1 pseudogene is annotated in these 407 nt (G+C 38.3%); it reads left to right on the top strand.

The features are described from left to right. Nucleotides 1–407: pseudogene (locus tag G7034_RS10340) on the top strand (hypothetical protein); the annotation flags it as partial.

The raw sequence follows: 407 nt of genomic DNA, 5'->3' as shown, positions 1-407 counted from the left end.
AAGGATGTGACTACTACACTTCCAAAATCAGCGCCATTCAGCGATAATCAGATGAGCATGTTGTTGGATTTAAAAAATGAAGGAAATCAGGTTATCGATGCCATTCGTTTGCGTTTTGCTACCGATGGAATTACTGAGGTAGATGCAGCAGATATTGCTAAAATGGGGAATATCGATGAAAACCTAGCTTCGGTAAATGAAAACAGCTTGTTTACCATTCAGCGTAGAAACTTCCCAGAAAATGATGAGGTGATTCCCTTATTTACCAACAACTGGAGAAATGAAAACTACAGCTTTGTGCCCAACTTGTCTAATTTTGGAACAACAGCAGTTTATTTAGTCGATGATTATTTAGGCACAGAAACCTTGTTAGAAGACGGGCAGACTTATTCCTTTAATGTAGATGA

It is taken from the genome of Psychroflexus maritimus, assembly GCF_011089875.1.
GTDB classification, from domain to species: domain Bacteria; phylum Bacteroidota; class Bacteroidia; order Flavobacteriales; family Flavobacteriaceae; genus Psychroflexus; species Psychroflexus maritimus.
Note: the sequence above shows the minus strand (reverse complement) of the source record. Positions and strands in the feature narration are given on the sequence as shown.